This window comes from Collinsella aerofaciens, from assembly GCF_028206795.1.
GTDB classification, from domain to species: domain Bacteria; phylum Actinomycetota; class Coriobacteriia; order Coriobacteriales; family Coriobacteriaceae; genus Collinsella; species Collinsella aerofaciens_AX.
The window spans coordinates 172,471-195,038 of record NZ_JAQLFJ010000004.1 but is presented as its reverse complement, the minus strand read 5'-3'; the positions used below and the strand labels follow the sequence as shown (position 1 = coordinate 195,038).

The 22,568-nt window shown below is 63.4% G+C and carries 14 protein-coding genes and 2 tRNA genes; all 16 read right to left on the bottom strand.

What is annotated here, in order from left to right; genetic code table 11:
- Positions 1–101 precede the first annotated feature (101 nt).
- Positions 102–1,445 carry a bifunctional folylpolyglutamate synthase/dihydrofolate synthase gene (locus PMX70_RS04125; protein WP_271742962.1) on the bottom strand — a complete coding sequence of 448 codons (1,344 nt, stop codon included), beginning with the start codon at positions 1,443–1,445 and terminating at the stop codon, positions 102–104.
- Positions 1,446–1,725: 280 nt separating this feature from the next.
- Positions 1,726–4,422 carry a valine--tRNA ligase gene (locus PMX70_RS04120; RefSeq protein WP_271742961.1) on the bottom strand — a complete coding sequence of 899 codons (2,697 nt, stop codon included), beginning with the start codon at positions 4,420–4,422 and terminating at the stop codon, positions 1,726–1,728.
- A gap of 284 nt (positions 4,423–4,706) precedes the next feature.
- Positions 4,707–6,113 (bottom strand): ATP-dependent Clp protease ATP-binding subunit ClpX, encoded by a 1,407-nt coding sequence (clpX, locus tag PMX70_RS04115; RefSeq protein ID WP_271742960.1) that lies wholly within the window; start codon positions 6,111–6,113, stop codon positions 4,707–4,709.
- 1 nt (position 6,114) lies between these two features.
- A complete protein-coding gene (locus PMX70_RS04110) occupies positions 6,115–6,735 on the bottom strand; it encodes an ATP-dependent Clp protease proteolytic subunit (RefSeq protein WP_022095182.1) in 621 nt (206 codons plus the stop codon).
- Positions 6,736–6,898: 163 nt separating this feature from the next.
- On the bottom strand, positions 6,899–8,200 hold the full coding sequence (gene tig / locus PMX70_RS04105; protein WP_271742959.1) for a trigger factor: 1,302 nt from the start codon (positions 8,198–8,200) through the stop codon (positions 6,899–6,901).
- Between the two features lie 88 nt (positions 8,201–8,288).
- Positions 8,289–8,372: transfer RNA gene (locus tag PMX70_RS04100), tRNA-Leu, on the bottom strand.
- Positions 8,373–8,643: 271 nt separating this feature from the next.
- Entirely contained in the window at positions 8,644–11,475 is a 2,832-nt protein-coding gene (locus tag PMX70_RS04095) for a molybdopterin-dependent oxidoreductase (protein ID WP_271742958.1), read from the bottom strand.
- Positions 11,475–12,377 (bottom strand): FAD binding domain-containing protein, encoded by a 903-nt coding sequence (locus tag PMX70_RS04090; protein WP_271742957.1) that lies wholly within the window; start codon positions 12,375–12,377, stop codon positions 11,475–11,477. The genes PMX70_RS04095 and PMX70_RS04090 overlap by 1 nt, the downstream gene beginning before the upstream one ends.
- 241 nt (positions 12,378–12,618) lie before the next feature.
- The gene (gene gdhA, locus PMX70_RS04085; RefSeq protein WP_271742956.1) at positions 12,619–13,974 is read right to left on the bottom strand and encodes an NADP-specific glutamate dehydrogenase; all 1,356 of its coding nucleotides are present in this window, start codon (positions 13,972–13,974) and stop codon (positions 12,619–12,621) included.
- A 256-nt stretch (positions 13,975–14,230) separates the two neighbouring features.
- Positions 14,231–14,626 (bottom strand): putative Se/S carrier protein, encoded by a 396-nt coding sequence (locus tag PMX70_RS04080; RefSeq protein ID WP_171025173.1) that lies wholly within the window; start codon positions 14,624–14,626, stop codon positions 14,231–14,233.
- 29 nt (positions 14,627–14,655) lie between these two features.
- Positions 14,656–15,288: a molybdenum cofactor guanylyltransferase gene (gene mobA, locus PMX70_RS04075; protein ID WP_171025172.1), complete on the bottom strand. Its 633-nt coding sequence runs from the start codon at positions 15,286–15,288 to the stop codon at positions 14,656–14,658.
- A gap of 154 nt (positions 15,289–15,442) precedes the next feature.
- Positions 15,443–15,539, bottom strand: a tRNA-Sec gene (locus tag PMX70_RS04070).
- A gap of 453 nt (positions 15,540–15,992) precedes the next feature.
- Positions 15,993–17,960: a selenocysteine-specific translation elongation factor gene (gene selB / locus PMX70_RS04065; RefSeq protein WP_271742955.1), complete on the bottom strand. Its 1,968-nt coding sequence runs from the start codon at positions 17,958–17,960 to the stop codon at positions 15,993–15,995.
- Complete coding sequence (gene selA, locus PMX70_RS04060) at positions 17,957–19,414, bottom strand: L-seryl-tRNA(Sec) selenium transferase (protein ID WP_271742954.1); 1,458 nt, start codon at positions 19,412–19,414, stop codon at positions 17,957–17,959. The genes selB and selA overlap by 4 nt, the downstream gene beginning before the upstream one ends.
- Before the next feature lie 64 nt (positions 19,415–19,478).
- Positions 19,479–21,596: a molybdopterin-containing oxidoreductase family protein gene (locus PMX70_RS04055; protein WP_271742953.1), complete on the bottom strand. Its 2,118-nt coding sequence runs from the start codon at positions 21,594–21,596 to the stop codon at positions 19,479–19,481.
- 122 nt (positions 21,597–21,718) lie between these two features.
- Positions 21,719–22,558, bottom strand: a complete 840-nt coding sequence (locus tag PMX70_RS04050; RefSeq protein ID WP_271742952.1) for a formate/nitrite transporter family protein — start codon at positions 22,556–22,558, stop codon at positions 21,719–21,721.
- Between the last annotated feature and the right edge of the window lie 10 nt (positions 22,559–22,568).

Genomic DNA, 22,568 nt, shown 5'->3' with positions numbered 1-22,568 from the left:
TCCCGAATTGGCTGCTTTTGAGTTGCGGTGATATACGGACTGTTTCAGGCTTCCAGCTTGTAAAACAGTCCGTATTTCACCGCAACTGATGAGGAGATGGGTTAGCGGAGCAGACCGGCTACTTCGCCGGCTAGGGTGATGGTGCCAGCTGCTACGAAGGGCTCACCCGCGGCTTCGAAGGCCGCGAGGGCCTCGGACACGCTGGGGTACACGCCAACAAGCTTGTCAGCGTCCACAAGTGCGGCGAGCTCCTCCGCCGGCAGGGCGCGGTCGGAATCGGTCTGGGTCACGACTACGCGCGGGAAGGCCGGGATCAGCACGTCGACGATGCCCGCCACGTCCTTGTCGGCCAGCGCAGCGCACAGCAGCGTGGGGCGGTTCTCCACGCACGGATCGATCTCGTCCAGCGCGCTCACAAAGTTCTCGCAGCTCTGGGGGTTATGGCAGGCGTCGATCAGCTTGAGCGGATCGGCCCCCAACACATCAAAGCGACCCGGCGTGGGGCAGCCCATAAGCGAAGTGTCGAGCGCATCGTGGTCGAGCTCGCGGCCCAGATAGCCCTCGCAAAGCATAATCGCGCACGCGGCATTCTGCGGCTGATAGGCCGGCTTGACCATGCTCGACGTATAAATCGCGCGCGGCGTGGTGCAGCTAAACTCAACCGTGTCGCCCACATGCGCCGGCACCTTGGTTGTGGCATGGTTCACCACGAGCGGCACCACACCGCACTCACGGCAACGGGCATCCATCACGCGCTGAACGCTCGCCTCGTGCGTGCCCTCGCCCAAAACAACCAAGCGCCCGGGTTTGATAACCGCCGCCTTCTCACCCGCAATGGCCTCGAGCGTGTCGCCCAAAATGCGCGTATGGTCGAGCCCAATGCCCGTGATGGCAACGGCGACGGGATCGGTCGCGCTCGTCGCATCCCAACGACCGCCCATGCCAACCTCGAGCACAGCAACGTCCACCGCAGCCTCGGCAAACACCACCAGTGCGGCAGCTGTCAGCAGATCAAACGGCGTGATGGTATAGGCACGCTCCCCCGCCGCCACACGGCGCACATTCACGCGATGCCCCGCCTCCACAGCGGCAGAAACGCCACGGGCAAACGCCTCATCGCTCACAACGCGCCCGTCGACCTCCATGCGCTCGGGATAGCGAACAAGCTGCGGCGACGTATACAGCGCGGTCTTGAGCCCCTCGCCGCGAAGGATAGCAGCCGAAAAACGCGTAGTCGAAGTCTTGCCATTGGTGCCGGCTACCTGAATGCAATCAAAATACTCATCCGGACGCCCCAGCTCATCGAGCATATCGACAACCGTCTCAAGCAGAGGACCAGCATCCCCAGAAATCCGCCCCGTATCAGCAGCAAGCCCCACAGCCTCATCAAACGAAAGCAACTCAAACGAGAAAGGAACGACATACGACCCAGAACGCTTAGCCATAACCCAAAGTCCCCCATAACAGAAAAAGAGGCTCATCAAAAAGAATGAGCCCCTCGCGTTAACAATTTCAGCCTTTACCCGATTGCAGCAAGATCAAGGCCACAACCAGGTGGCCCTAACCTACCAGTTGCAAGCAGCCATGTAACCGCACTAGGAGCGGCCCGACGCTTTGCTCGATACAAGTTCCGCACGCAAAGGACAGCACTTAATGTGCTGTCCGTCTTGCGCAGGACTGTCCGCAGTAGCGAGCAAAGCGTCGGGACGCGCCCCTCAGTAAGAACTACGAGAAGTCAGCAACCTGAGCAGTCAGCGCCGCCAGGATCTCCTTGAGCTCAGCTGCACGGTCCCTCTTCTTCTGCACCACCGCGGGCGCGGCCTTGGCCACGAAGCCCTCGTTGGCAAGCGTCTTCTCGCAGCCGGCGAGCTCCTTCTGGGCCGCGGCGATCTCCTTCTCCAGGCGCGCCTTCTCGGCCGAAAGATCGACCTTGCCCTCGAGCACCACAAAGACCTCGACGCCGCTGTCGACCACGGCAATACTCGCAGCCGGCTTCTCGACGTCGGTACCCATGACCAGCGAAGCGGTGTTGGCCAGCGGCTCAATCGTGGAGCGCAGGCTCTCGAGCTTCTCAATGTCCTCGGCACCGGCGCGCACGACCACGTCGAGCTCGGCCTTGGGGCTCAAGCGATAACGCGAACGCGTGGCGCGGGCGGCGGAAACGACCGTGCGGCACAGCTCGAACGCGCGCTCGGCGGGCTCGTCCACGTACTTGATGTAGTCGGCGGGCTCGGGCCACTTGGCGATCATGAGCGCCTCGGCGCGGTTCACGTTGCCCTCGGCGTCCAGATCGAGCACGCTCGCCGGCATGTTGTCCCAGATCTCCTCGGTCACGAACGGCATAAGCGGGTGCATCAGGCGAATGGAGGTGTCGAGCACAAAGATCAGGTTGCGCTGAGCCTGCAGACGGCCCTCGCCCTTCAGGCGGGCCTTGGTGACCTCGACGTACCAGTCGCAGACCTCGTTCCAGAAGAACTGCTGCACGCCGCGGGCCATATCGCCAAAGGTGTAGTTCTCAATACCCTCGGTGACCATCTTGACGGCCTTGGCCAGGCGGCTGAACATCCAGGCGTCGGCCGGCGTCTCCACGACGGGCTCGCCGGGCGTGTAGCCCTCCATGTTCATGAGCAGGAAGCGGCTGGCGTTCCAGATCTTGGTCACAAAGCTCTTGGCCTGGTCGGTACGCGGGCTGTCGATGAGCTTCTTGGTCTTCTTGTCGATGTTCGCGTCGAACTTGACGTCCTGGTTGTTGGTGCACAGCGTGAGCAAGTTGAAGCGCATGGCGTCGGCGCCGTACATGCCAATGAGGTCCATGGGGTCAACGCCGTTGCCCTTGGACTTGGACATGCGGCTGCCGTCCTTGGCCAGGATCGTCGGGTAGATGACGACGTCCTTAAACGGCACCTCGTCCAGGAAGTACAGCGAGCTCATGACCATGCGGGCGACCCACAGCGCGATGATGTCGCGCGCGGTGACCAGCGCCGTCGTGGGGTGATGTCCCTCGAGCAGCTCCGGCTTTTGCGGCCAGCCCTGCGTGGCGAAAGTCCACAGCTGCGAGCTGAACCAGGTGTCCAGCACGTTCTCGTCCTGGTGCACGTGATGGCCGCCGCACTTGGGGCACACGTCGGTGTCCTCGGTAAGGGCGTCCTCCCAGCCGCAGTCCTCGCAGTAGAACACGGGGATGCGGTGGCCCCACCACAGTTGGCGGCTGATGCACCAGTCCTTAAGGTTCTCCATCCAGGTGGTGTAGGTCTGCGTCCAACGCGCGGGGTGGAAGGTAACCTTGCCGGAGTTGACGGCGTCGAGCGCCGGCCCCTTGAGCTTGTCGACGGCCACAAACCACTGCTCGGACAGCCACGGCTCCAGAGCGGAGTCGCAACGGTAGCAGTGCATGACGGAGTGATCGAGGTCCTCGACGTGATCGAGCAGGTCGTGCTCCTCGAACCATTTGATGACGGCCTCGCGGCACTCGTCGCGGTTCATGCCGGTGAACTCGCCGTAGCCCTCGACGACCACCGCGTGCTCATCGAAGATATTGATCTGCGGCAGGTCGTGGGCCTGACCCATGGCGTAATCATTGGGGTCGTGGGCCGGGGTGACCTTGACGAAGCCGGAACCGAAGTTGGCGTCGACATGCCAATCCTCAAAGATGGGGATCTCGCGGTCGACGATGGGGAGCTTGACGGTCTTGCCGACGAAGGCGGCCTTCTCGGGGTCCTTCGGGGAGACGGCGACGCCCGTGTCGCCGAGCATGGTCTCGGGGCGCGTGGTGGCGACGACGATGTAGTCCTGGCCGTTAACCGGCTCGGTCAGCGGGTAGCGCAGGTGCCACAGATGGCCCTTCTCATCCTTGTACTCAGCCTCGTCGTCCGAGATAGCGGTAGTGCAGTTGGGGCACCAGTTGACGATGCGCTTGCCGCGGTAGATCAGGCCGTCGTGGTACCAGTCGCAGAACACCTTGCGCACGGCCTGGGCGTAGTCCTCGTCCATGGTAAAGCGCTCGTTGTCGAAGTCGACGGAGCAGCCCATACGCTTGATCTGCTCAACGATGATGCCGCCGTACTCGTGGGTCCAATCCCAGCAAGCGTCGACAAACTTGTCGCGACCGATCTCCAAGCGGCTGATGCCCTCGCTCTTGAGCTTCTTGTCGACCTTGGTCTGCGTAGCGATACCGGCGTGGTCGGTGCCCAGCACCCAGCGCGTGGACTTGCCGCGCATACGGGCCATACGGATGATGGCGTCCTGGATGGAGTCATCGGTGGCGTGACCCATGTGGAGCTTGCCGGTCACGTTGGGAGGCGGAATGGTGACGGTGCAGTCGCCCACGCCCTCACGGCGCTTATAGTAGCCGCCGTCAAGCCACTTCTGCAGGATCGCCGGCTCGTTGGTCGACGGATCGTAGTTCTTGGGCATCTCTTCCATATATCTCTCCCTGTCCCGCCGGCGTGTCCGCCTGCTTGGTTTTCGCTCGGTCAGGTCCTGGCTCGCACGAAGAGCACATTAAGTGCTCTTCGGCTCGTGCGGAATCTACGAAAACCAAGCAGGCGGACACGCCTTAGGTATCGATTACTTCAGTCTGTAATGACTTCGCTGAGGCTTAAACAAACACACAGAATAACACAGGTAGTTGGGGTTATTGCGTATATATAAAATAGCCTCCGACCACGGATGGTCAGAGGCTATTTGCAAGCACGTTTTTGGCTGGTTTACCCGTAGATGCGTTGGGGCTGTTCTTCGCCCTTTACGGAGGCTTCGGTCACAACGACCTTGGAAACACCTTCCTCGCTGGGGAGGTCGAACATCGTCTGCTGCAGCACGTCCTCGCAGATGGCGCGCAAGCCGCGAGCGCCGGTCTTGCGAGCGAGCGCCATACGGGCGATCTCGTGCAGGGCCGCGTCCTCAAACTCCAGGTCCACGTCCTCCAGCTGGAACATCTTGCGGTACTGACGCACCACGGCGTTCTTGGGCTCGGTCAGGATCGACACCAAGTCGTCCTCGTCAAGCGCCTGCGTCTGGGTGACGACGGGCGTACGTCCCACAAACTCGGGGATCATGCCAAAGGCGTTGAGGTCCTGCGGGAGCACCTGACGCAGCAGGTCGTTCTCGTCGACCGAGGTGGGGCCGGCGATCTCGGAGTTGAAGCCCACGCCCTTGTTGCCCACGCGATCGGCGATAATCTTGTCCAGACCCACAAAGGCACCGCCGCAGATGAACAGGATGTTGGTCGTGTCGATCTGCAGCAGCTCCTGCTGGGGATGCTTGCGGCCGCCAGTGGGCGGAACGCTTGCCACCGTGCCCTCAAGAATCTTAAGCAGTGCCTGCTGAACGCCCTCGCCCGAAACATCGCGGGTAATGGAGAGGTTCTCGGCCTTGCGGGCGATCTTGTCGATCTCGTCCACGTAGATGATGCCCACCTGCGCGCGTTCAATGTCACCATCGGCAGCATTGATGAGCTTGAGCAGGATGTTCTCCACGTCCTCGCCCACGTAGCCGGCCTCGGTAAGCGCGGTGGCGTCGGCGATGGCAAACGGCACCTCGAGAATACGCGCGAGCGTCTGGGCGAGCAGGGTCTTACCGGTACCGGTGGGACCGAGCAGCAGGATGTTGGACTTGGCGAGCTCTACCTCGTCCATGCCGTCGTCGAACTGCGAACCCATGCCGTCGTCAAAGGCAGACACCGCGGCGCCGCCCTCGATCACGCGGCGATAGTGGTTGTACACGGCCACCGACATGGCACGCTTGGCGTCCTCCTGACCCATAACATAGGCCGAAAGCTCGTCATAGATCTCGTGCGGCGTCGGCACGTGTGTGATGACCTGGCGGTCGTCCTCGAGCTCAAAGCCCTCGGCCTCGGGGTCCACGGCGGGCTGGGACGCAGCCTGGCCGTGGTCGTTGAGGAAGCCCGGCAGCTTACCGTTACGGGCAGCGTCCATAAAGTCCGAAGCCAGCGACTCCTCCAGAATCTCGGAACAGGCGGCGACGCACTCGTCACAGATAAAGATGTTGGTCGGACCCTTTACAAGGCGACGAACCTGGCCCTGCTCTTTTCCGCAGAAGGAGCAGCGGATGGGGTTGCCGTTCTCGTCAAAGTTGTCCTGCATGTTACCGGCCATCCTAGGCGTCCTTCGCGGCGAGATCGCGCGAGGTGACAATACGGTCGATCAGGCCGTAGTCGAGGGCCTCGGCAGCCGTGAGGTAGTTGTCACGCTCGGTATCGGCCTGAACCTTTTCGATGGGCTGACCCGAGGCGTCGGACAAGATCTGGTTGAGCTCGCGGCGAGTCTTCTTGATCTCCTCGGCAACGATCTCAATCTCGGTCTGCTGGCCCTGGGCACCGCCGCTGGGCTGGTGAATCATGACCTTGGAGTGCGGCAGGCAGAAGCGCTTGCCCTTAGCGCCGGCCGAAAGCAGCACGGCGGCCATGGACGCGGCCATACCGACGCAGATGGTGGAAACCTGCGGCTTGATGAAGTTCATGGTGTCAAGAATCGCCAGGCCGGAGTAGACCTCGCCACCGGGCGAATTGATGTAGAGCGAGATATCCTTCTCGGCATCCTGGCTCTCAAGATGCAGCAGCTGGGCAACGACCAGGTTGGCGCTGACGGAGTTGATCTCCTCGCCCAAGAAGATGATGCGGTCGTTGAGCAGCCGCGAATAGATATCGTAGCTGCGCTCGCCGCGCGGCGTCTGCTCGATAACGTATGGCACGAGGGCGGAATCGAACTTAGCGATCATACGCATCTCCATTTCTCTCTTGCGGACCAAATTGGTTCTAGATAAACGTACGGTGCCCGCATGCTATGCATTGGCTGGCACCGTACGAAGCAACCGGATAACCGGTGTATAACTTTACCCCATCACGGGCGCGTGCATGCGCTCGCGGACAAGGTGGCGAGAATTACTCGGCGTCCTTGGCGGTCTCGTCGACCTCGGTCACCTTGGCGTTCTCGACCAGGTGGTCGACGGCCTTGGAGCGGCGGATGGACTCGCGGACGGCAGGCATGCGGCCATCGGCGATGAACTCGGCCTTGGAAGCCTCGACGTCCTTGACGCCGGCCTTCTCGAACTCGGCGTTGATGTCGTCCTCGGTGACCTCGATCTTGAGCTCACGGGCGAGGGCGTCCAGAGCCAAGGACTCACGGGCAACGTCGTTGGCCTGCTTGTGCAGGTCGCCGATGAACTGCTCCATGGTCAGGCCGGAAGCGGGCAGCCAGGTGTCCAGGGTCATGCCGCGGGCAGCGAGGTTGGACAGGAAGTTCTGGCCAAGCTCCTCAAAGACGGACTGCTCGTAGTCGGCGTCCATCTCGTCGAGCTGCAGACGCTCGGCGAGGGCGGCGACGCAACGGTTCTCTTTCTCGGCCGGGAGGCGGGAAGCCTTGTCCTGCTCGATCTCGAGCTTGATGGCGTCGCGCATAGCGTCGATGCTGTCGAAGCCAAAGTCGGACTTGACGAGCTCGTCGGTGAGCTCGGGGGTGTTGCGGACCTTGATGCCCTTGACGGTGACCTCGACGGTGTGGGTCTCGGCCTCCTCGCCCTCCTCGACCTCGTCGGTCCAGGTGACGGTCTTGACGTCGTCAACGTTAGCGCCGATCAGGGCCTCGTTGAACTCCTTGGGGTTGCTGTCGCTACCGGCGATGAGCATGCGGCCCTCGGCGGCAAAGTTGTCGGCGTTCTCGACGGCCTTGAGGTCGACGGTGACGTAGTCCTCGGCCTCGACGGCGCGACCCTCAACGTCCTCGAAGGTGGCACGGTAGTTGAGGAGCATCTCGACCTGGTTGTTGATCTCGGACTCGGTGACCTCCGCAGGGGGCATCTCGATCTCGACAGCGTCGAAGGAGGAGAGCTCGGCGGCGGGACGCAGGGAGAACTCGACGGTGTAGGTGTAGTCCTCGTGATCCTTGGCGAGGTCGAGCTCCTTGTAGTCACCGTTCTTGGTGGGGACGATGTCCAGCTCGTTGAGGACGGCGGGCTCGTTGGCGGCAATCAGGTCGTTGGTGGCCTGAGCGAGGGTAGCCTCGACGCCAAGAGCGGAGTCGATGACCGGACGGGGAGCCTTACCGGCGCGGAAGCCCGGGAAGCGGTACTTCTTGGCGGTGTCCTTGTAGGCCTTCTTGATCGCGGCGTCGACGTCGGCGGCCGGGATGGTGACCGTAGCGGTGAGCTTGGCGTCCTTGACGTCAGAAGCGGTGATGTTCAACACGTTCCTCCTCATACTGCCCAGCTTATCTGAGGTGCTGGTACCTTTATGCAACAAAGAGTCGCGACGGCCGAAGCCGACGCAGGTGCGATGGTGCGGGCGAAAGGACTCGAACCTTCACGGGAATCCCACCAGAACCTAAATCTGGCGCGTCTACCAATTCCGCCACGCCCGCATGAGCGCACAGACTAGGAATGATAGCAGATACGAACGGTAAGCGCACGCACACGTTTTGCAGGCTCACGACCTCACCACGAGTTACAGCGGAACAGGGTAGCTAATTTGGGACGGGGCTTTTTTAGCTACCCCCACAAGCGGGGTAGCTAAAAAGCCCCGTCCCAAATTAGCTACCCCCCATCGGCTATCTCCTGCAGCCCACAATTCGGACGAAAAGTGGGTTGCAGTTTCCCCGGGCTTGCCAAAGAGCAACGGCTGCGTCGCCTCGCCTACTCCCCCAGCAGGGCCTTCTCGGGCGTGATCGGCAGCGAGCGGACCTGGTGGCCGGTGGCGTGCGCCACGGCCGAGGCAACGGCGGCGAGCGGCGTGTTGATGACGACCTCGCCGATCGACTTGGCGCCAAACGGACCCGTCGGCTCGTAGCTCGGCTCAAAGGCCACGCGAATGCTGCCGATATCCAGGCGCGTGGGCAGCTTGTAGCTCATAAAGTTGCCGGTGCGCAGGCGGCCGCGGTCGTCATGCTCGACGATCTCGTAGAGCGCGTGACCGATGCCTTGGGCAATGCCGCCCTCGGCCTGGACGCGCGCAAGCGCCTCGTTGATCACGGTGCCGCAGTCAACGGCAGCGGCGTAATCCACCACGGTCACCTTGCCGGTGGCCTTGTCGACCTCAACCTCGGCAATGCCGGCCATAAACGGCGGAGGCGAAACGGGCAGGCAGGCAGAGGCGTGCGAGGTGAGCGCGTCGCCGCCCGCGATGTTCTTGACGCACAGGTTGGCAAAGTCGCGCAGCGTGAGGTAGCGGTTCTGCTCGCGCGCGGCACGCTCGTCGGACAGTCGCACGTACTGACCATCAAAGACCACATCGGTGGCATCCACGTCCCACATCTGGGCGGCCTTGGCGCAGATCTTCTCGCGCAGCTCGGTCGCGGCGTTTTTGGCTGCAAGGCCCGTCACGTACGTACCCGAGCTCGCATACGAGCCGGCGTCAAACGGCGACACGTCGGTGTCCACGCCGCGCACCACGATCAGCGAACTCTCCACGCCCAGCTCCTCGGCGGCAATCTGCGCCAGAATCGTGTCGACGCCCATGCCGTTATCGGTGGCGCCGGTACCGATGGTAATGAAGCCGTCCTCTTCCAGGCGCATGTCGATGCCGGCGATGTCCACGTTGGAAATGCCCGAGCCCTGCATGGTGAGCGCACAGCCCAGAGCACGCACGCGGTCGCCCAGGTCGACGGCCAGCGGCTTGTCGCGCCAGCCGATCATGTCCATCGCGCGCAGCAGGCAACGGTCGAGCGCGCAGGCGTTGAGCTTCTCGTTGTAGTACTGCGGCATAATCTCGCCCTCGCGCACCATATTCTTGAGGCGCAAGTCGGCGGGGTCCATATGCAGCATGTCGGCGAGCTCGTTGACGGCGCTCTCCACGGCAAACTGGCCCTGGGTGGCACCGTAGCCGCGATACGCACCGCCGCGGTTGGTATTGGTGTAGACGGCATCCCAGCTAAAGCGGCTCGCCTTCACATGGTTGTAGATGGGCAGGCTCTTGTGGCCCGAAAGGCCAATCGTCGTGGTAGCGTGCTCGCCGTACGCGCCGGCGTTGGACAGCGTGTGCAGATCGATGGCCGTGATGGTGCCGTCGTTCATGGCGCCCAGCTTGACGGTCATCTGCATCTGGTGGCGCGAGTTGCCCGCGGTGATAGTCTCCTCACGGGTGTAGCAGCAATAGCTCGGACGGCCGGTCTGCTGGGTCACGAACGCCACGAAGATCTCGCAGCAGCCCGTCTGCTTGGAGCCAAAGCCGCCGCCGATGCGCGGCTTAATGACCTGCACCTGCGACTGCGGAATGTCGAGTGACTGCGCGACCATGCGGCGCACGTGGAAGGGCACCTGCGTGGAGGTGGTCACCGAGATACGCCCGAACGCGTCGGTCGTCGCGAAGGCGCGGAAGGTTTCCATGGGCGCGGTCTGCGTGGCTTGGCTGGTGTAGGTGCGGGTGAAGACGATGTCGCTCTGGGCGAATGCCTCGTCCAGATCGCCATAATCGCTGGTACCGCTGCACACCAGGTTGCGAGCAACGTCGCCGCCCTGCGGGAACATAAAGGTCACGTCGCCCTCGGGGTGGACCACGATGTCGTTATCGAGTGCCTGGGTAAAGTCGAGCAGCGGCTCGAGCACCTCGTAGTCGACCTTGATGAGCTTGAGCGCCTTGTCGGCGGCCTCCTCGGTCTCGGCGGCGACGATCGCCACCTCCTCGTTTTGGTAACGGACGAGGTTCTCGAGAATCAGGCGGTCGTAGGGACTCGGCTGCGGATAGCTCTGGCCGGCGATGGTAAAGCGGCGCTGGGGCACGTCCTCGTAGGTGTATACGCCCACGACGCCGGGCACCTTCAGGGCGCGCGACGTATCAATGGAGCGGATCTTGGCACGCGCATACGGGCTGCGCTTGAGCTTAACGATGAGCGCGCCGGCGGGCACCATGTCGCCCGTGTAGACGGGACGACCCTCGAGCAGAGCCTTCGAATCCTTCTTGGGCTGCTTGTGAGTGATCTGCTTGTACGCGACACCATCGGAGCTGGTGTTATTGACCGGCAGCTCGGGCATCTCGAAACCCACCTGCACGCCGGACTCGTTGAGAAAACGGACGATGGCGCGCAGCTGGCTCTCGTAGCCGCTGCAGCGACAGAGGTTGCCGGCCAGCTGGCGCGACAGCTCCTCGCGCGTGGCGACGAGGTTCGGGTCCTCCTTGGCGGCGCGGGCGAGCGCCAGCACGTTCATAATGAGGCCGGGGGCGCAAAAACCGCACTGCTCGGCGCCCTCGGCGGCCATCGCACGGGCCAGCGCCTCGGACTCGGCCTTAAGGCCCTCAAGCGTGGTGATGGTGTGGCCCTCTACACGGGCGGCGGGAACTGAGCAGCTCAGCACCGGGTCGCCGTCGAGCCACACCGTGCACAGGCCGCAGTTGGTGGTCTCACAGGCGCAGCGCACCGACGCGCAGCCCTGCTCGCGCAGCAGCGCAAAGAGCATGGTATCGGGGGCAATCTGAACCTTGACCTTGCGGCCGTTGAGCGTAAAGAAAAGATCGATGAGTTTGGCAGCCATTAGCGCACCTCGCTAGAATCGACGCCGGGCACGCGGCGGCAGGAATACTCGTCCGTGGCAAACTTGGGAATCTGCACGCCCTCGAGCTCGCGGGCAAGCGCGGCCGAAAGCTCGATGCCGGCGGCGCGGCGCACGGCCTGAATCGCCAGCGGGGCCGAGATGCGACGGCGGTAGTCGGCCGAGCCCCACATGTTGGTGCCATAGCTCAGCGCGCGTACGGACGCGGCAAGGGCGCGAAGCTCGTCCTCGGAAGGATGCTCGTTGGTAAGGCCGCACGCCTCGCCCTGCAGCAGGGTCGCGCGCAGCGGGCGGGCGCCCACGGTAACATGCCAGGAGCCGTCCCACCAGGCGGCGGTGACGTTCAGCGAGGGGAAGTCGGTCGCGGCCTTGCGCACGGCCTCGTAGCTCGCACGGTAATCGTGCTTGACGACCACAACGTGCTCGATCACGTCACGCACGTAGCCCATCCGCACGAACTCCGCGAGCGACACGCGGCCGTGGCCCGTCAGCTCAACATAGGAATCGAGCGCGAGGAAGGCGGAGAGAACGTCCGAGAAGCCAAAGCGGCCGTAGATGCTGCCGCCCACCGTGGCGGTATTGCGCAGCTGCACGCCCACGATGTCGTGGACGGCGAACTCAAAGACATTGTTGACAAGCGCGTTGAGCCCAGCATGACGCTCGAGCTGGCGCAGGGTGCACATGGCACCGATGCGAAACTCGGTCTCGGTCTCCTCGATCTGATCGAGTCCGCAGGCCGAAAGGTCAATCGCCGTCGCCACGCGACGCGAACCCAGGCGCATCCAAATGCCACCGCCCACAATCTTGTTGTTGCGGTTCTTCTGTAAGAGCTCATAGGCTTCGGCCGCGTTTCCAACACGGACGTAGGTACCGAACTTGAGCACGTTCTCCCCCATCTCTTCACTTGTCCAGTACCTTTTAGTGTACCAAACGAGGGGCCGCACACCGTTTTAGGACAAAATCCACCCACCCATCCTTAACTTGCGGTGATATACGGACTGATTAGCCGTTCTGGAACGCAAAACAGTCCGTATATCACCGCAAGTTATGAGGAGTCCTCCGGAATAGAAAAGGCTCCCAGCCGGATAGCTGGGAGCCTTCTGCGATGCTATGTCGAGCGAAGAATTAGCAGACGCCCTGGGCGAGCATGGCGTCGGCGACCTTCAGGAAGCCAGCGATGTTGGCGCCCATGACAAAGTTGCCCTCCTGGCCATACTCCTTGGCGGTGTCGTCCACGTTGTGGAACATGCCGCGCATGAGCTGCTCGAGCTTGCCGTCGACCTCCTCGAAGGTCCAGGACAGGTGCTCGGCATTCTGGCTCATCTCCAGGCCGGACACGAGCACGCCGCCGGCGTTGGCAGCCTTACCGGGCATAAAGGCAACGCCGTTCTCCTGGAAGTAGTTCGTAGCCTCGATGGTCGTGGGCATGTTCGCGCCCTCGCCGACCACCTTGCAGCCGTTGGCGACGAGCGCCTGGGCGTCCTCGAGCAGCAGCGTGTTCTCGCGAGCGCAGGGCAGCGCGATGTCGCAGGGCAGCTGCCAAACGCCACGGCCGTCGCCCTCGTGCCACACGGCGTTGGGCTTCTCGTCAACGTACATGGCGAGCGTAACGCCCTTGTCGTGGCCGGAGCGCTTCTTGTTGTAGATGTGCTCGAGCACGGTGTAGTCGATGCCGTCGGGATCCTCGACCCAGCCGTGGGTATCGGAGCAGGCGAGCACCTTGCCGCCGAGCTGGGCGACCTTCTGGACCGCGTAGATGGCGACGTTACCGGAGCCGTGAACGACGACGTTCTTGCCCTCGAAGGAGTCACCGCGGCTCTTGAGGTACTCGTCCACAAAGTAGACCAGACCGTAACCGGTGGCCTCGGTACGGGCGAGCGAGCCGCCAAAGGAAAGGCCCTTGCCGGTAAGGACGCCGGTCCACTCGTTGGTCAGGCGCTTGTACTGACCGAACAGGTAGGCAACCTCGCGGCCGCCAACGCCCAGGTCGCCGGCGGGAACGTCGGTGTTGGGGCCAATGTGGCGATAGAGCTCGGTCATGAAGGACTGGCAGAAGTGCATAATCTCGTTGTTGGACTTGCCCTTGGGGTCAAAGTCGGAACCGCCCTTGCCGCCGCCCATGGGAAGGGTGGTCAGGCTGTTCTTGAGGATCTGCTCCAGACCCAGGAACTTGAGCATGCCCAGGGTGACCGTCGGGTTAAAGCGCAGGCCGCCCTTGTAGGGTCCAATGGCAGAGTTGAACTCGACGCGGTAGCCGCGGTTGACCTGGACCTTGCCCTGGTCGTCGACCCAAGGGACACGGAACATAACGATGCGCTCGGGCTCGACGAGGCGCTCCAGCAGGGCGGCCTCCTCGTACTCGGGGTGGGCGTCGAGCGCCGGCTGGATGGTGCCGAGGATCTCGGTCGCGGCCTGGATGAACTCAGGCTGCTCGGGATAGCGGGCCTTGAGCTCGTCGAGAACTTTCTGCGTGTAGCTCATGCTTCCTCCAATTGATGGAAAAGAAAAGTGTCGTTCGAGGCGCCCCATGCGCCGCGAGCTTTATCGAGTATGGATAATATCGCACTGTTGCAGCAAAGTTTCGCATAAGCCGACGAGCAGATGTTTCGTTTTGATTACGATGCAGGTAGAAGCGTTTTTGAGTACCCGACGCACAAATCGCGTGTTTCGAAGCTGTTTCGTCCACATGTTCCACACCACCACATTGGGGACAGGCACCTTTGTGGTGGTGTGGTAGTTAGAGGACGAGTTGATGGTAGTCGGCAGGGGTAATGCGGCCTTCGGTGGCAGCGCGGAAAGCGGCGAGTGCATCGCCCGAGAACGGCATGGCCCAGCACAGCCCGCAACCTGCGGTAATGGAGCCGGGCAAAGGCATAATGCGCCCGGGCACACCGGCGGCAAGGCATAGCTGCTCGCATTCCATCACATCGAAGGTACTGTCAAACGACACGATGATCTTGCGTTCGTGATCAGGGGCATCACCGAACGAGGCCTCGCGGTGCGACTCGCGATACGCAGCCGCCGCTGCCTCTTCCTCGGCCGTATGTCCACAGCCGCCACAGCCGCAGGTGCAAGGCTCGGACCCATCGCAAGTGCAAGGTTCCCCGGTATCGGGGCAAATATCATGTGACACGGCATCTCCCGTCATTGATGTGTGCAGATCTAGGCGAGCAGCTCGGCTGCCGCAAACTCCTCGGGCGTATTGACATTCTCGAAGCAGAGCGTCGAGCCTGCGACCTTAACGATCTGCGGCTCATCCATATAACCAGCCTGAACGCGATTAATCAGGCAGCGAATGCGCTGACGGTCGCAGGCGAGCAGCTCTTGGGCGACCGGCGCACACGCGTCACGGCGCCAGACGGCGCAAAGCGGCTCAATCCCCCGCTCCTCGCGCGGCACGCACACGTCGAGCGCCTCGGCCTCGACACGATCGGCAAGCGCGCCAATGAGTTCCGGCGAGACAAACGGCATATCGCAGGCGACGATCGCTACGAGCGGCAATCGGGCCGCGGCCAACGAGCTCGCGATGCCGCGCATGGCGCCCGCCGACCCTTCAAGGTCCGCCACCACACGCGGCACCAAGCCGCCAAACGCGCACTCCTCAAGGTAGACAAGCTCGCTGGGACGCGAAGTCGTCACAACTAACTCGCCGGCAACTGGCGCCAGCCGACCCAGCACACGCTCGATGAGCGGCTCGCCGCAAAACGCCATGCGCGCCTTATCGCAGCCCATGCGCGAGGACAGCCCGCCCGCCTGGACGACACAAGAAAGATCGGCTCGTCTTACGGTAGTCATACGGCAAAACACCCCCATCGGCATGCTCGAAACCCGGTGCACGAAGCTAAATACCGCCGCCGAAATAGCGGCACTACGAAAAGCTCGTGCAAAAACAAAACAGCGCCTTTGCGGCACGCAGCAAGACCGCGAGCACAAAAGCGCTGGTAGCGTATGGCGGGAACGTATGTGAATCGAACACATCCAAGACGTTTTGCACGCCTCGCAACGGTTTTGAGGACCGCGGAGCCCACCGGAGCCCATCCGTTCCCAAGTGCGGCGGTATTTTACCAAACTAGCAGGGTAGTCTTTTTGGGACGGGGCTTTTTTAGCTGCCCCATCCGGAGCCCTCAAAGCTTAAGACATATTTGACATAGGGTAGCTAAAAAAGCCCCGTCCCAAAAAGACTACCCCGGTGTCGCGCCACGAAAACGGGCTATCTACTACGTTTGACCGGCATGGGTCGAGCATGCCCCGTTTTTAGAAAATCGGCAAACCGTCTACCTGCGGTTTTAATTTCGCGAATTTCGGAATGGTTGAGGGTAGTCGACTAAACGTAGTAAATAGGCCCTTTTCGTGGCGATCAGCCCGACTCAAGGCTCAAGGTGGCCAGCTTCAGCTGGCCACCCTCAAAGTTGCGGTGGAATAGTTCCTGGAAGAGGCATCTCAACCGGAAAACAGGAACTATTCCACCGCAACTGAGGAGGTGGGGCGGGGTGGCCGATCTAGCGCAGGGACCTCAGGCCGCCGGCCTCCTTGTCGAGCACCGTAAAGCGTACGGCGTCCAGATGCTCCAAGATGCTGATGGCGCGTTTGCGCGACACGCCCAGGGCCTCGCGCAGCACGCTCGTGGTGGCAGCGCCGCCGGCTGCCTCAATGGCGGCGGCGACGAGCTCACGCGCATGGGCCTCGGCGGCAGCGGACAGGGCAACGTCGCGCTCGACCTTAACGATCGAGCGGTTGAGCGAAAGCTCGCGCAGGGCACGCGTCATGGTGTCGCGGCCGAGCTGCAACTGTTCACCCACCTCGGGAAGCACCGGTGCGTCCAGGCCGGCCTCGTCAAGCAGCGCGACAATCCGCTCGCAAGCCTCTCGCACCACACGCGCAGCGGCGGCTGCGGAGTGTGGGTCGAACACCTCGGCGCCTTCGGCAGCACAAACGCCGCGCGAGCAGCCCTCGGCAATCAAGGCCGCGGCAACGGCATCGTCGGCAGCAGGCCAGGCAGCATGGGCAACGGCACCGGGCGTAAAGCCCGTCTCCTTGGGAGCCGCCGCGTGCATGGCCGACAGGGTCGTCGCCAAGGCATCCATCGCGGCGTCGAGCGCGGCGGTACTCGTGTACAGCGCCACGTCGCCCGCGGTAAGCTCACACACCGTGCCCTGGCCCACCAGCGCGCGCAGCGCAGCGTCAACATCTCCGGCAGCCATATCCAGCGCCGCGGCAACGTCGGCAGCCACGACCGGCAACGCCTGCAGCGCCAGCCACGCGTCCACACCAGTAACGACATCGCCGGCCTCAAGTGCTGCAAGCAGCGTACGCTCCCCCGCCGAAAGCTCGCGCGAGCGACGACAGCGCGAAAGCAGCACACGCCCGCCGCCAATGAGCATAACGGGCGAATACGACAGCACCACGGCATGGTCTCCGGCTCGCAGCGGCAGCGGCTCCTCCAAGCGCACCTGCACGGTACGGATCTCGCCCACCGCCATGGGGGCCTCGCCCTCCAAAAGCATGATGCGACCCACGACTTCGGCCGTGCCGGCCATCACATGCACGCGCGCGCCCGACTCGAGCACGCGCGGCTTGGCGCCCTCGCGGCCCAGGTAGGTGAACGTCATCATAAAGCGCAACGACTGACCAAAGCGGTCCGCCACGCCCAGCATCTCGCCACGGTCAAGCGCCGCGACACCGTCACCAACCAGGTTGAGCGCCACGCGCTGTCCGGGCAGTGCTCGCGGCGTATCGCCATGCACCTGAATCCCGCGCACACGACAGACCGTACGCGACGGCAGGGCGACGAGATCGTCGCCCACCGCAACCGGCGCATCGTGCAACGTTCCCGTCACGACAGTACCGACGCCCTTGATCGTAAAGCAGCGGTCAATCGGCAGACGCGGCGCGGCATCGGTGAGCTCGGCACGGGCACGGCAGGCATCCCAGCAAGCGGCAACCTGCTCGTCGAGCGTAGCCAGCAGGCCATCGATCCCCTCGCCGGTCTTGGACGACACGGGCACGATCGGCGCGCCTGCAAACACGGTACCTGACAAAAAGTCATCGACATCGAGCTCGGCAAGCTCGGTCATCTCGGCATCGGCCAGGTCGCACATCGTCAGCGCGACCACCATGTGCGTGACGCCCAACAGCTCCAGCACATGTACGTGCTCGCGGGTCTGCGGCATCACACCCTCGACGGCCGAAACCACCAGCACGGCTACATCGATGCCCGTGGCGCCCTGCACCATGGCACGCAAGTAATGCGCGTGGCCCGGCACGTCGACCAGGCCGACGATCTTGCCGCTCGGCAGGGCCAACTCGCCAAAGCCGAGCTCAACGGTCATACCGCGGCGACGCTCGACCTCCAAGCGGTCGGGATTCTTGCCGGTCAACGCCTCAATCAGCGCCGACTTACCGTGGTCGACGTGGCCCGCCGTTCCAACGATAACAGGGCATTCCACCAACGCTTCGACCCCACTCATCGGCGCGCCGCCTTGGCAACGCACGCGGAAAGCGTCGACGCCGCCGTCTCGATATCGCGGTCGCCCACGAGCGTGCGCACATCAAACAGGACGCGATCGTGCGAGGCGCGCGTGACGACCGGCGTGTCGAAATCTTGGACGAGCGAGCGCTTGAGCGCGTCGACAGACAGGCGCCCGTCGACCGGGCAGACGGCCACGCACATCGTGGGCAGCTCGACGGTAGGCAGCGAGCCGCCGCCGGGAGTCGACGACTCCTCGACGATTTCCACCTGCACGGCACACGGGCAGCCAGCCTTATCGAGGCCCGTCACCATCAGCTCGCGCAGCTTGCGTGCGCGACGCTCCAGATGAGCCTGCGGAAGCGTGAGCATGTTGAGCACCGGCACCTCGCGATGGGCCACATCCGCCCCGTCCATGTAGATGCGCAGTGTAGCCTCGAGCGCCGCCAGTGCGAGCTTGCCCGGACGCAGGGCACGCATAAGCGGATGCGACCCGCAGGCCTGGACCAGATCGCGACGGCCCATGATGATGCCCGCCTGCGCAGCACCAAGCAGCTTATCGCCCGAGCACGACACGATGTCGAGCCCGGCGGCAACCGAGGTCGGCGTGGTCTCCTCGCCGCCGCGCACCAAGATGTCATCGGGCAGGAGCGCGCCCGACCCCTGGTCCTCGTAGAACAGTAGACCATGCTTGTGAGCAAGCGCCGCAAGCTCCCGAGAACCTACCTCCTCGTGGAAACCCTCGATACGGTAGTTGGAAGGATGGACCTTAAGGATCATCGCCGTATCGGGCGTGATGGCGCGCTCGTAGTCGCCCAAATGCGTGCGGTTGGTGGCGCCGACCTCGACGAGTTTGGCGCCCGAAGCCGCCATGACATCGGGGATGCGGAAGCTGCCGCCAATCTCGACAAGCTCGCCGCGGCTGACGATAACCTCTTTACCCGCGGCATGGGTGGCAAGCACCAGCAGCACCGCGGCGGCATTGTTGTTGACCACGAGCGCGTCCTCGGCACCGGTGAGTGAGCGGATCAGCTGCGCGGCGTGCTCCTTGCGCGACCCGCGCGAACAGGTGTCGACACTGTACTCGAGTGTGCTATACCCGCGCGCGACCTCGGCCACGGCTTTGGCAGCTGATTCCGCGAGCGGGGCGCGACCCAAGTTGGTATGGATAACCACACCCGTGGCGTTGACGGCGGGACGCAGGCTCGGCAGCGCAGAGCGATGCGCACGCCACTCGATGGCCGAGGCCAGCTCGCGCTTGGAACGCGGGGCGGCGCCAACACGAATCGCGGAGCGCTCCTCGTCGAGCTCGGCCGTGACGGCGGCATGCACCACCGCGTCGCAGGTCTCCCCCGCCGCCTTCACTACCGGCCACTCGGCAAGCAGCTCGTTGACGGAGGGAATGGCGCGCAGGCGGGCGCGCACCTCATCGGACATGTTCTGGCTATCGCTCATGTGCGGCCTTTCAAAAACAGGGCTGAAACTATCGCGAATCAGTCGAATCAATCAGTTGCGTCAATCATTCGTCATTATCCTCGCACGCCGCAATCTTTTCCACGCGAACGGCGTTTTCCTGGGTAAGCGCGGCACCCGTCAACGAGTCCCAGCGCAGCGGCGTGTGGTCGAGCGGCCCGACGCCCAGGGCCTGCCGGCCACCACCCTCAGCACCCAATGCGCGTCCGCCGGGAGCGGCCGAGGTGAAGATACACGCCGGGTGCAGATAGGGCGTCGTCTCCACGCGCACGCGATCGCGGCCCATGTCGCTCACAAGCTCGACGACCTCGCCGTTGGCGATACCCATGTGAGCGGCGACATCGGCGTTCATCTGCACGGCGTCCAGGTCCGACCCCGCCTCGGCAGCACCCGCTGCAGCGAGCCTGCGCGACGTGTGCGACTCAAAGGGCCGGTTGCCGCCAATGAGGCGAAACATCCCCGGGCCGGGCTCCACCATGGGAGCGATCCAGTTGGGCACGCGACCCAGACCGGCACGTTCCCATACGTCGCTTGCCAGCGCAATTTTGCCGCCATCCAGGGGAATCGCCGGCTCACCCGTACGCGACGGCAACGAAACACCCGTATCGGCCCAGCCGCGCACCTTGAGCGCAGTGAGGTCGATCCCAAACGGAGCCACCTGGGCAGCCGCCAAGTCGTCAGGCGTAAAGTCAAAATACTCGCCCACGCCGCAGGCAGCAGCCAGGCCGGCAAAGATCTCCCGGCCGGGACGCGTGTCATCATGCAAGACCGGCAGCACGGCGTTGCGATAGAACACGCGCGCATCGTTGCGGCCCACGACCGTACCGACGCCGCGGTCGGCCTCCAGATACGTCACGTCGGGCAGCACATAGTCGGACGCACGCGCCGTCTCGGACCAGCGGATATCGATCGTCACGAGCAGGTCGAGCTGTTGCAAGATACCAAGCCACGCATCGGCGTTGCCGTAACCCGCACCGGGGTTGCTGGCATAGACGATGAGTCCGCGCAGGTCGCCGGCGAGGATCGATTGGCCGATGGTCGTGCACAGGCCGCGCACCGGATCGACGAGCGGATAACGCTCGGAACCCAACTTGGGCACACGCGGCACCGGCGGCGTCGCAAAGCGCGCAGGGTCCAAGTCGCCCAGCGCGAGCGGGGTCGGCGGGTTGAGCGCACCGCCCACATGCCCCAGGCAGCCCAACAGCACATCGACCAGGCAGATAGCGCGCGCCGTCTGGGTGCTGTTGGCATACGCAATGCCGATGCCACCGTGAAAGCCCGCGTCGACCACGGCGGCAGGCGCCGCAGCAGCCAGGTCGCGTGCCGTCGCGCGGATGTCATCTGCCGGTACGTCGCACATGGACTCGGCCCACCCGGGCGTCCAAGCGCCAGCCGCCTGCGCCAGCTCATCAAAACCCGTGGTATAGCGGGCCACAAAGTCGTGGTCGTACAGGTCCTCGGCAATCAGCACATGCGCGATGCCCAACAGCAGGGCCAAATCGCAGCCCGGGCGCACGCGCAGCCAGCGATCGGCAAGCGCGGCCGAGCCGCTGCGCCGAGGGTCAACCACGATAATCTTCGCCCCGCGCCGGCGTGCATCGTTGAGCGCGTCAACGGCCCCCATCGTCGACGAATCGACAATGGAACGCCCCAAATACATGATGCAATCGGTATGCGCCAGGTCGGACGCCGGGCTGTAGCCCAGGCTGTGCTCCCAGCCGGTCAGGCGGCTCACCTCGCAGGCGCCGTCGGCACCGTACACGTTGGGCGAACCCAGCGCATGCATAAAGCGATAGGCCCAGTAGCGGTCGAACGAGGGCACGCCAAGCGTCATGCCCAGCGCACGCGGACCATGCCCGTCGACAATCCCCCCAAGGCGCGCTGCAATCTGCGCAAACGCCTCGTCCCAGGTAATCGCATCAAACCCCGAGCCATCCCGACGGCGGCGCATGGGGTGCAAAATGCGGTCGCGCTCGTCAAACGGCATTGCCAGACGATGCCGTCCGCGGGCGCACAGGGCTCGTGCCGCGCACGGGTGCCCCGGCACCGGCAACTCGGCCACCACGCGACCGTCCTCAACGCGTGCCGCAAAGGCGCAATCGGCATAGCATCCCCCGCATGTGGTCACCACAGCGCGACCGTCACGCTCCACAGCAGATGCCATCTCGATTACCCCTTTCACAAGCCAAACACAACAGGCCAAAAGCCCGGCAACGAGCCCCAGACCCAAAAAGCCTCCCGCACGGCAACGCCCCGCGGGAGGCCCAACGTCAAACAGACGGTACCTTACGCCTCGGACTTCTTGGCGTAGATAAACCAGTAGCCGAGCGCGATCAGAACCGCGCCGCCCACGATGTTGCCCAGCGTGGCGGCGGATAGGTTAAACGCAATGCCCGCGGCGTTGAGTGCATCGGCCCCGGCGACCTCGGCACCATAACCGCATGCATGCATCACGGCACCCATGGGCAAAAAGTACATGTTGGCAACGCAGTGCTCAAAACCGCAGGCCACAAAGGCTGCGATGGGCAGCAGAATGCCAACGACCTTATCGACCACGGTCTTGCCGGCAGTACCGATCCACACGGCCAGGCACACAAAGATGTTGCATAGGATGCCGCGGAAGAAGATCGTCACCCAGTCGATCGTCACCTTGCCAGCAGCGACACTCACCATGGAATTGGCGACCGCCTCGCCGTTAAGTTTATAGATGCCGGCCATGTACACCAAAAAGACGATGAACAGGGCACCGACAAAATTGCCGACCCACACGACGACCCAGGCCTTGAGCATCTGGGCCAGAGTGATCTTTTTGCTCTTGAGTGCGCAGACCATAAGCGAATTGCCGGTAAACAGCTCGGCGCCGCACACCAGCACCAGCACCAGGCCCAGGCAAAAGCACAGGCCGCCCACGACACGCTGGGCACCCCAGCCCAGCGTGCTGTCGCTCAAAAACACCGTAAAGAACAGGCCGCCGAAGGCGATAAACGCACCGGCGAACATTGCCAACAGAAAGGCCTTAGCGACCGGCAGGTTAGCCTTGGTCACGCCGGCGGTCTCGGTCTTGGACTCGATCGCGGCGGGCGCCAGGCAATCGGGAGCGGGGTACTCCACCTTGGAATCTGCCATGTCAATCACT

Coding starts and splice junctions, on each gene's coding strand:
- PMX70_RS04120 (WP_271742961.1), bottom strand. CDS start 4,422: ATGGAAGAGATGCCCAAGAACTACGATCCGTCGACCAACGAGCCGGCG.
- selB (WP_271742955.1), bottom strand. CDS start 17,960: ATGAGTGGGGTCGAAGCGTTGGTGGAATGCCCTGTTATCGTTGGAACG.
- PMX70_RS04125 (WP_271742962.1), bottom strand. CDS start 1,445: ATGGCTAAGCGTTCTGGGTCGTATGTCGTTCCTTTCTCGTTTGAGTTG.
- PMX70_RS04050 (WP_271742952.1), bottom strand. CDS start 22,558: ATGGCAGATTCCAAGGTGGAGTACCCCGCTCCCGATTGCCTGGCGCCC.
- PMX70_RS04055 (WP_271742953.1), bottom strand. CDS start 21,596: ATGGCATCTGCTGTGGAGCGTGACGGTCGCGCTGTGGTGACCACATGC.
- mobA (WP_171025172.1), bottom strand. CDS start 15,288: ATGACTACCGTAAGACGAGCCGATCTTTCTTGTGTCGTCCAGGCGGGC.
- gdhA (WP_271742956.1), bottom strand. CDS start 13,974: ATGAGCTACACGCAGAAAGTTCTCGACGAGCTCAAGGCCCGCTATCCC.
- PMX70_RS04095 (WP_271742958.1), bottom strand. CDS start 11,475: ATGGCTGCCAAACTCATCGATCTTTTCTTTACGCTCAACGGCCGCAAG.
- PMX70_RS04110 (WP_022095182.1), bottom strand. CDS start 6,735: ATGATCGCTAAGTTCGATTCCGCCCTCGTGCCATACGTTATCGAGCAG.
- selA (WP_271742954.1), bottom strand. CDS start 19,414: ATGAGCGATAGCCAGAACATGTCCGATGAGGTGCGCGCCCGCCTGCGC.
- clpX (WP_271742960.1), bottom strand. CDS start 6,113: ATGGCCGGTAACATGCAGGACAACTTTGACGAGAACGGCAACCCCATC.